Source organism: Streptomyces sp. NPDC040405, from assembly GCF_055595765.1.
Map to the genome: position 1 here is coordinate 675539 of NZ_JBVIVI010000005.1, position 9193 is coordinate 684731.

Sequence of the window (9193 nt, forward strand, 5' to 3'; positions counted from 1 at the left end):
CGGAGGCCGTAGCTCCATGCTCGACGAATCCCTCCTGGACGCCCCTGAGGCCCTCGCCCGGGCCGACACCCGCGGGTTGCTGCGCGGGGCCGCCGAATCCGGCGCCAGGGTCCGTACCGCAGCCCGCCACGCCGCCGAGGCGGGCGTCGCCGACCTCAAGCCGGACGGACGGCCACGCGCCGTGCTGGTCGCGGGCCCAGGGGCGGCGGGAAGCTGCACCGCCGATCTCCTCGGCGCGCTCAGCGGCGGCAACATCCCGGTGAGCCTGATCGGCCCGACCGGCGTCGCACCCGCCCCCGGCGCACTGCGCTGGGCGCTGCCCGGCTGGGCGAGCCCGCTGGACCTGCTGGTCATCGCGACGCCGGACGGTACGGAGCCGGGGCTGCCGCGCCTCGTGGAGCAGGCGTACCGCCGGGGCTGCGCGCTGGTCGCGGTGGCCCCGGGGGACTCGCCGCTGGCGGGCGCGGTGGCGCAGGCGCGCGGCCTCATGGTGCCGCTGGCCACGTCCTCGTACGGCGCCGCCTCGCCGTACGCAGGGCCCGGGCGCGACGAGGCCACCCCGAACCAAACCGCCCCCGAACCCACCGCGCCCGAAACCCGGCCCGAAGGCCCCCCACCCGAGGGCGCCCTGGGCGAGCCCGCCCCCACCGGCGCGCACCCACGCCACACCACCCCGCCGCACATAGAGCCGCCCGGCACCGCACCGGACGAGGTCACCGGCCCCGCCCTGCCCGGCACGCTGTGGGCGCTGCTCACGCCGCTGCTGATGCTCGTCGACCGGATCGGCCTGGTCGCCGCGCCGCCCGCCGCGCTCCAGCAGGTGGCCGACCGGCTGGACCGGGTCGCCGAGCGCTGCGGCCCGGCCATCGCCACGTACACCAACCCCGCGAAGACTCTCGCGGCCGAGCTGGCCGGGGCGCTGCCGCTGCTGTGGACCGAGGGCCCGGTGGCCGCCGCGACCGGACGCCGCTTCGCGGGGCTGCTCGCGACGCTCGCCGGGCGCCCCGCGCTCGCCGCCGATCTGCCCGGCGCGCTGGCCGCGCACGGCACGCTGCTGGCGGGGGCCTTCGCGGGCGGGGCCGACCCGGATGACTTCTTCCGCGACCGGGTGGAGGAGCCGGAGGCGCTGCGCGCCCGGATCGTGCTGCTGCACGACGAGCCGGTGGGCCCCGTCTCGGCCGTGCCGTCGGCCCGCGAACTCGCGCTGGCGCACGAGACGGCGTTCAGCGAGCTGGAACCGGACGAAGGCAGCACACTGGAGCGCGCGGCCGAACTTCTCGCCATCACGGATTTCGCCGCCGTTTACCTCGCGCTTGCTGCGGCGGATAGAACTTGAGTCCGTACGCGAGGCCATGAACGGCCCGCGCCGGAAATCGGCATCCCCACGCCCGGACAGTCAGGAACCGCACCGCATGGACCGCCTCGTCAACACCGTGCGCCCCTACGCCTGGGGCTCGCTCACCGCCATCCCCGAGCTGCTGGGCACCCCGCCGACCGGCGAGCCGCAGGCCGAGATGTGGATGGGCGCACACCCCGGGGCGCCGTCCCGCCTCGACCGGGGCGAGGGCTCCGTCGCGCTGTCCGACGTGATCGCGGCCGATCCCGAGCGCGAGCTGGGCGCGGGCGCCGTAGGGGCCTTCGGGCCGCGGCTCCCGTTCCTCCTCAAGGTGCTCGCCGCGGCCTCGCCGCTCTCCCTCCAGGTGCATCCGGACCTCGCGCAGGCGAAGGAGGGCTTCGCGGACGAGGAGGCCCGTGGAGTCCCGGCGGACGCCCCGCACCGCAACTACAAGGACGCCAACCACAAGCCCGAGCTGATCTGCGCCCTCACGCCGTTCGACGGGCTGTGCGGCTTCCGCGACCCGGGCGAGGCCGCCGCGCTGCTGGCCGGGCTCGATGTCGACTCGCTCAAGCCGTACGTCGACATCCTGCACGCCCACCCCGAGTCGCGCGCCCTGCGCGAGGTGCTGACGGCCGTGCTGACCGCCGACCGCGAGGCCATAGCCGAGACCGTGCACCAGGCCGCGGCCGCCGCCGAACGGCTGGGCGCGCTCGACGGCCCGCACGCCCCGGCGTACGCGGCGTACGCCACCATCGCCCGCCACTACCCGGGCGACCCCGGCGTGATCGCCGCGATGCTGCTCAACTTCGTGACGCTGCAGCCCGGTGAGGCCCTGTACCTGGGCGCGGGCGTCCCGCACGCCTACCTCGACGGACTCGGCGTCGAGATCATGGCCAACTCCGACAATGTGCTGCGCTGCGGTCTGACCCCCAAGCACGTCGACGTCCCCGAACTGCTCCGCATCGTCCGCTTCGAGAGCGACGCCCCGGCCGTACTGCGCCCCGAGGAAGACCCCTCCGGCGAGGAGCTGTACGCCACCCCCATCGACGAGTTCCGGCTCTCCCGTTACGTCCTGGCGGAGGGCGCCGCACCGCGCACCCTCCCCTCCTCCGGCCCGCAGATCCTGCTGTGCGTCGCGGGCGAGGTTTCGCTCCGCGGTGACGATGAACTACGTCTGGCGCGGGGCGAATCGGCCTTCGTACGGGCGGGCGAGGACATCACCGTGACCGGCGACGGCACTGTGTTCAGGGCCACACTGACCGCCTGACGTCAGGCTCCCGCGGCGGGCTGGAACAATGGCCCGCCGTACGGCAGTAAAGCTCAAGCAAAACTGCCAAGAGCGGAAAGGGACATTCGGCACATATGAGTGCATCAGGCGGAACCAAGGCGATCGTTGCCGCACTGGGCGCCAATCTGGCCATCGCCGTAGCCAAGTTCGTGGCGTTCGCCTTCAGCGGCTCGTCGTCGATGCTCGCCGAAGGCGTGCACTCGCTGGCCGACTCGGGCAACCAGGGACTGCTGCTCCTCGGCGGCAAACAGGCCAAGCGCGCCGCGACCCCGGAACACCCCTTCGGCTACGGCCGAGAGCGCTACATCTACGGCTTCCTCGTCTCCATCGTGCTGTTCACCATCGGTGGCGTCTTCGCGCTGTACGAGGGCTACGAGAAGATCAAGCACCCGCATGAGCTGGAGCACTGGTACTGGCCGGTCGGCGTGCTCATCTTCGCGATCATCGCGGAGGGCTTCTCGTTCCGTACGGCCGTCAAGGAATCCAACGAGATCCGCGGCAAGCTGACCTGGACCCAGTTCGTCCGCCGCGCCAAGGCCCCCGAACTGCCCGTCGTCCTCCTGGAGGACCTCGGCGCCCTGGTCGGCCTCGTCCTCGCCCTCGGCGGCGTCGGCCTCGCCCTCCTGACCGGTGACGGCATCTGGGACGGCATCGGCACCATGTGCATCGGCGCCCTGCTGGTCCTGATCGCCCTCGTCCTCGCGGCCGAGACGAAGTCCCTCCTGCTGGGCGAGGCGGCGGACGTCGACCAGGTCGCCAAGATCCGCGAAGCGGTCGTCGACGGCCAGACCGTCACGGGCCTGATCCACATGCGCACCCTCCACCTGGGCCCCGAGGAACTCCTGGTCGCCGCCAAGATCGCGGTCCAGCACGATGACAGCGCGGCAGACGTGGCCCGCGCGATCGACGAAGCGGAAGCCCGCATCCGCGAGGCGGTCCCGATCGCCCGAGTGATCTACCTGGAACCGGACATCCTCCGAACCCCCCAGCCCTGAGCCCGATCGCCCCGCCCCACCAGGCGGGGCGATCCCACTCCCGCCCCCGCCGATGCCCCACCACACCGAGGCCCCAGGGGCGCAGCCTTGCGACGGCCCTCCGGGGCCCAGAAGGGGGCAGGGGCGTAGCCCCGCGACCGGCGCGGGGCCTGACCGGCGCGGGGCCTGACCGGCGCGGGGCCTGACCGGCGCGGGGCCTGACCGGCCAGGGGACCGGGGCGCGGCGCCGTGGGGCCAGGGGCGCAGCCCCGGCGGGGGCCGGGGCGGAGCCCCGGATTCGGGAAGGGGCGGGGTGGGGAAAGACCCACCCCGCCCACCCACTACGCGATCTCGCCCAACACCCGCAAGATCGCCCCCACATCCGCAGCCCCCACCAACCGCTCCCGGAACTCCGGAACCATCAACTTCCGCGACAGCAGCGCCAGAATCCGCAGGTGCTCATCGCCCGCCGCAGCCTCCGGCACCGCGATCATGAAGACCAGCCGAGCCTTCGTACCGTCCGGCGCGCCCCATTCGATGCCTTCGGAGGACCGGGCGAACCCGACGACCGGGGCGGTCACCGCGTCCGTCTTGGCGTGCGGGATCGCGATCTCCTCGCCGAGACCCGTGGTGCCCTGCTCCTCGCGGGCGAACGCGGCCCGCACCAGCTCCGCGGCATCCGCGACCTTGCCGCTGGCGGCAAGCAGGTCGGCCATCTCGCGGATGGCATCGTCCTTACGGTCGGCGGCCAGCTCTTCCTTGACGGTCTGCCCGGTCAGATACCCGGACAGCACCCCGCCATCGACAGGCTCCGCAGACCCCGCAGGCTCCGCAGGCGCCACGACCGCAGCACTACCAACGGCACCACCCGCACCACTCCCCACGAGCACCGGCTCGGCCACAGCAGAAGCCACCCCAGCCACCCCGGCCGACGCCGGCTCCGCACCACCCCGCCGCAACGTCCCCGACGTCCCCGACGTCCCCGACGTCCCCGACGTCCCCATGGACATCAACCCGACCGTAGCCACCGCCGTAACGGCCGTACCGACGACCACAGCCACGAAGAACATCGGCACCCCATTCACCGCACCGAGCACCGCCACAATGGGCCCTCCGTGCGGCACGCTGTCCTCGACCGCCGCCAGCCCGGCTATGGCCCCGGCCACCGCACCGCCGAGCATGTTCGCCGGGATCACCAGCGCGGGCCGCGCCGCGGCGAACGGAATCGCACCCTCGGTGATGCCGAAGAAGCCCATGAAGAGCGCGGCGAGCCCGGTCTCCCGCTCCTGGTCGTCGAACATCCGGCGACGGATCAGCGTGGCCAGCCCCTGCCCCAGCGGCGGCACCGGAATGGCCGCCGCACACGCGCCCATGACCTCGGGGTTCTTGGAGACCAGCCCGGCCCCGAAGAGGAACGCCGTCTTGTTGACCGGTCCGCCCATGTCGAACGCGATCATCAGCCCGAGGATGATGCCGAGCAGCGCCGCACTGGTCCCGGTCAGCCCGCCGAGCCAGTCGGTGAGGTTCTCGAAGACCCAGGCGATGGGCCTGCCGAGGACGTAGATGAAGAAGAGGCCGAGCGCCGAGGTCGCCACGATCGGGATCACGATGATCGGCATGATCGGCTGGACGAACTTCGGTACCCGGACCTTCTTGATCCCCTGCACCAGATACCCGGCGAGGAAGCCGGTGACGATCGCCCCGATGAACCCGGCGCCCGCCTCGCTGTCGTACAGCTCGCCATGGGCCGCGATCCAGCCGCCGACCATGCCGGGCACCAGCCCGGGCCGGTCGGCGATGGCGTACGCGATGTAGCCGGACAGGGCGGGGATCATCAGCTGGAAGCCGATGCTGCCGATGTCGTTGACGGTCTTCCAGAAGGAGTCGTCGGGGATGACGATCCCCTTGGCCGTCGTATCGCCGCCCAGCGCGAGCGAGACGGCGATCAGCAGACCGCCGACCACCACGAACGGGATCATGTACGAGACGCCGTTCATGAGCGCCTTGTACGTGACGCCGCGCCCCTTACGCCCGCCACCGGCGACCGCCCCACCGGAACCCGACCGAGACCCCGACCCCGACCCCGCCGTACCGCCCCCGTACACCGGCGCGTTCCGCACCTGCTCGATCAGCCGCTCCGGCTGGTGGATCCCCTCGGCCACCCCGACGACGAGCACCCTCTTACCGACGAACCGACTGCGGTCGACGTCCTTGTCGGCGGCGATGATGATGCCGTCAGCCTCGCTGACATCGTTGTCAGAAAGTACATTCTCGGCCCCGATCGAGCCCTGTGTCTCCACCTTCATGCGATGACCGAGCGACTCCGCGGCCTGCGCCAGCTTCTCGGCGGCCATATAGGTATGGGCGATGCCCGTCGGACAGGCGGTCACCGCGAGAAGTCTGAGCCCCGGACCGCCGGTCTCCGCACTGTCGCTGGCCCCCGCACCACTGGGGGGATCGGCTGGACTGGTCACGTGGTTCTCCTTGTCACGATCAGCTTCCTCGGCAGCGTCGACAACGCCGTCAACGCGCGGAGCAGCGCGGGAATGTGCAAGCGTCCCCGTGCCAGCGGCATCCTGCAATACCCGCGGTCGGGATCAAAGCGGTGCGCCGAGGCAGTCGCACGGCACAAGGCCCCCGGCCCGCGGCGTGGGCTGAAGAACACCCCCGCGGGCTGGGGCTCACCCCGCCCAGCGTGTAGATTCGTGACCGAGCCAGACGTCGCTGCTGATGGCGGTCGGGCGGCCCGCTTCGCGGGTCGGCCGAGGGAGAGAGGGCCTCCGACGGACTGCGCGCTGCGAGCAAAGGGGACACGTGTGTCCGATATCAGACACACACCCGGACACACAGTGCCCGCTGCCCGCAGGCCAGCCCCGAAACACTCTCGCTCGCAACCGATCGATGAGGAGCAGCACTCATGACGACAGCCGACACCGGTCAGGACTTCAAGGTTGCCGACCTCTCCCTGGCTGATTTCGGTCGTAAGGAGATCACCCTCGCCGAGCACGAGATGCCCGGCCTGATGGCGCTTCGTAAGGAGTACGCCGCATCCCAGCCGCTGGCCGGTGCCCGTGTGACCGGCTCGCTGCACATGACGGTGCAGACCGCGGTCCTGATCGAGACCCTGACCGCGCTCGGCGCGCAGGTCCGCTGGGCTTCCTGCAACATCTTCTCCACCCAGGACCACGCGGCCGCCGCGATCGCGGTCGGCCCGACCGGTACCCCGGAGAACCCGCAGGGCATCCCGGTCTTCGCCTGGAAGGGCGAGACCCTGGAGGAGTACTGGTGGTGCACCGAGCAGGCGCTGACCTGGGCGGGCACCCCCACCGGCGGCCCGAACATGATCCTGGACGACGGTGGCGACGCCACCCTCCTCGTCCACAAGGGCGTCGAGTACGAGAAGGCCGGCGCCGCGCCTGACGTCGCCACCGCCGAGAACGACGAGCACCGCGTCGTCCTCCAGCTGCTCAACCGCACCCTCGCGGAGAGCCCGCAGAAGTGGACGCAGCTCGCGTCCGAGATCCGCGGTGTCACGGAGGAGACCACGACCGGCGTTCACCGCCTGTACGAGATGCACCGCGAGGGCACCCTGCTCTTCCCGGCGATCAACGTCAACGACGCGGTGACGAAGTCGAAGTTCGACAACAAGTACGGCTGCCGCCACTCCCTGGTGGACGGCATCAACCGCGCCACCGACGTACTGATCGGCGGCAAGGTCGCGGTCATCTGCGGCTACGGCGATGTCGGCAAGGGCTGCGCGGAGTCGCTGCGCGGCCAGGGTGCCCGGGTCATCGTCACCGAGATCGACCCGATCTGCGCGCTGCAGGCGGCGATGGACGGTTTCCAGGTCGCCACCCTGGACGACGTGGTGGAGACGGCGGACATCTTCATCACCACGACGGGCAACAAGGACATCATCATGGCCACCGACATGGCCAAGATGAAGCACCAGGCGATCATCGGGAACATCGGCCACTTCGACAACGAGATCGACATGGCCGGTCTCGCGGCCATCCCCGGGATCGTCAAGGACGAGGTCAAGCCGCAGGTTCACACCTGGACGTTCCCCGAGGGCAAGAAGCTCATCGTGCTCTCCGAGGGCCGTCTGCTGAACCTGGGTAACGCGACCGGTCACCCGTCGTTCGTGATGTCCAACTCCTTCGCGGACCAGACCATCGCCCAGATCGAGCTGTTCACCAAGCCCGAGTCCTACCCGACCGACGTGTACGTGCTGCCCAAGCACCTGGACGAGAAGGTCGCCCGGCTCCACCTGGAAGCGCTCGGCGCCAAGCTGACCACGCTCCGCACGGAGCAGGCCGACTACATCGGCGTCCCGGTCGAGGGCCCGTACAAGCCCGACCACTACCGCTACTGATCGCCCCCGACCGGACCTGAGCGCCGGTCACACCGGCCCCGCCCCACCGGCGGGGCCCCAGGGCCCGTCCGCGCCGTCCCGGCCGGGCGGGCCCGAGTTCGTCAAGGACCTCACCATGCCCCGCGGCCGCTATTCCCTCCACGACACACACGACCACGCCCCCCTCGGCGAAGAGCACTTCCACTGTGCGCCGGGACCCAGCGGATGGCGTTACGTCGCCCAGCGCACCTCGCCCTCCGGCGAGCACGCCGGTTCCGTGGACCTCACTCTCGATGAACTCGGCCGCCCCCTCCGCCTGGAGCTGCACGCCGCGAGCTGGCGCATCCGCGGCGGCGCGATGGAGGGCGTGACCTGGGTCCGTACGGATCCGTCCGGAGAGCACGCGACCGAGGGCAACACCCAGGCCCACGCGTTCACCGGCACCTCCCCGGCCTTCCTCGTCGCCCTCTCCCGCATGCTCCGGCTCGAACCCGGCACGGCGCCGGTACGCGTTCGCCTTGTCGCGTTCACCGACCCGGTCCTCGCCCCGCGCACCGTCGACCAGTCCTGGGCACTGCTCGGCAGCACTGTGCACTCCACCGACCTCGGCCCGCTCACCGTGGACGAATACCAGGTCAGCGAGTTGGACACGGGTGAGCAGCACACGGTCCATCTCGCTGGCGACGTGGTGCTCGCGGCGCCGGGCATCGAGCTGGAGGAGCTGGAGACCCCGCCGTCGTCCTTCGGGTGATGTGCGGAGCGCTCCGCTGACCTGGTACGGTGTTCATCTCCCCGAAACCCGTTGACACGGGCCATGTGGGGAGGTAGATTTTAACGGTTGCGATGAGCGGCGTGGTACGTTGCTCAGCAGCCGTTGGCATCTAGAAAGCTTCGTTGTGAAGGCAATTCCAACGGAGCACTTTGACCCCCGCAAGTAATCGCGAAGCCGATTAGGTCGGCCGATGCGACTCTGCTAAAGTCAAGGACAGCCGAAAGGCAAAGGCCCCCAACAGGTCACCGGAAACGGAATTCGGACCGGAAACGGAACGGAAAACGGATCTGGTAAGGTTGGAAACACGAAAGGCCGGAAAGCCGAAAGGCTGGAAGGCACTGGAGGGAAAAGCCCGGAGAAACCGGTGATATGGTTTCAAAGGAAGCGTCCGTTCCTTGAGAACTCAACAGCGTGCTAAAAGTCAACGCCAGATATGTTGATACCCCGTCCATACGGTCTTCGACCG

At 70.5% G+C, this 9193-nt stretch carries 7 protein-coding genes; 5 read left to right on the forward strand and 2 right to left on the reverse strand.

The features are described from left to right. Window positions 1-16 precede the first annotated feature (16 nt). From ACZ59A_RS24340 to ACZ59A_RS24350, 3 genes are all read left to right on the forward strand, one after another. The gene (locus ACZ59A_RS24340) at window positions 17-1336 is read left to right on the forward strand and encodes an SIS domain-containing protein (RefSeq protein ID WP_470961733.1); all 1320 of its coding nucleotides are present in this window, start codon (window positions 17-19) and stop codon (window positions 1334-1336) included. 76 nt (window positions 1337-1412) lie between these two features. After that, window positions 1413-2606: a mannose-6-phosphate isomerase, class I gene (manA, locus tag ACZ59A_RS24345; RefSeq protein WP_470961736.1), complete on the forward strand. Its 1194-nt coding sequence runs from the start codon at window positions 1413-1415 to the stop codon at window positions 2604-2606. 95 nt (window positions 2607-2701) lie between these two features. Continuing rightward, entirely contained in the window at window positions 2702-3622 is a 921-nt protein-coding gene (locus tag ACZ59A_RS24350) for a cation diffusion facilitator family transporter (protein WP_470961739.1), read from the forward strand. Between the two features lie 320 nt (window positions 3623-3942). On the opposite strand, the gene ACZ59A_RS24355 is transcribed toward ACZ59A_RS24350, so the two are convergent. Further along, on the reverse strand, window positions 3943-6075 hold the full coding sequence (locus tag ACZ59A_RS24355) for a fructose-specific PTS transporter subunit EIIC (RefSeq protein WP_470961742.1): 2133 nt from the start codon (window positions 6073-6075) through the stop codon (window positions 3943-3945). A gap of 443 nt (window positions 6076-6518) precedes the next feature. On the opposite strand from ACZ59A_RS24355, the gene ahcY reads away from it, so the two are divergent. Both ahcY and ACZ59A_RS24365 read left to right on the forward strand, forming a co-directional pair. Beyond that, complete coding sequence (gene ahcY, locus ACZ59A_RS24360; protein WP_468052714.1) at window positions 6519-7976, forward strand: adenosylhomocysteinase; 1458 nt, start codon at window positions 6519-6521, stop codon at window positions 7974-7976. Between the two features lie 115 nt (window positions 7977-8091). Further along, window positions 8092-8706: a hypothetical protein gene (locus ACZ59A_RS24365; RefSeq protein ID WP_468052715.1), complete on the forward strand. Its 615-nt coding sequence runs from the start codon at window positions 8092-8094 to the stop codon at window positions 8704-8706. 263 nt (window positions 8707-8969) lie between these two features. On the opposite strand, the gene ACZ59A_RS24370 is transcribed toward ACZ59A_RS24365, so the two are convergent. After that, window positions 8970-9193, reverse strand: a 224-nt coding sequence (locus tag ACZ59A_RS24370) for a hypothetical protein (protein ID WP_470961746.1), incomplete at its 5' end; no start/stop codon positions are given.

Bases quoted from the DNA above. Each gene is read 5' to 3' on its own strand.
- ACZ59A_RS24350 (WP_470961739.1), top strand. From the start codon at position 2,702: ATGAGTGCATCAGGCGGAACCAAGGCGATCGTTGCCGCACTGGGCGCC.
- ACZ59A_RS24340 (WP_470961733.1), top strand. From the start codon at position 17: ATGCTCGACGAATCCCTCCTGGACGCCCCTGAGGCCCTCGCCCGGGCC.
- manA (WP_470961736.1), top strand. From the start codon at position 1,413: ATGGACCGCCTCGTCAACACCGTGCGCCCCTACGCCTGGGGCTCGCTC.
- ACZ59A_RS24365 (WP_468052715.1), top strand. From the start codon at position 8,092: ATGCCCCGCGGCCGCTATTCCCTCCACGACACACACGACCACGCCCCC.
- ahcY (WP_468052714.1), top strand. From the start codon at position 6,519: ATGACGACAGCCGACACCGGTCAGGACTTCAAGGTTGCCGACCTCTCC.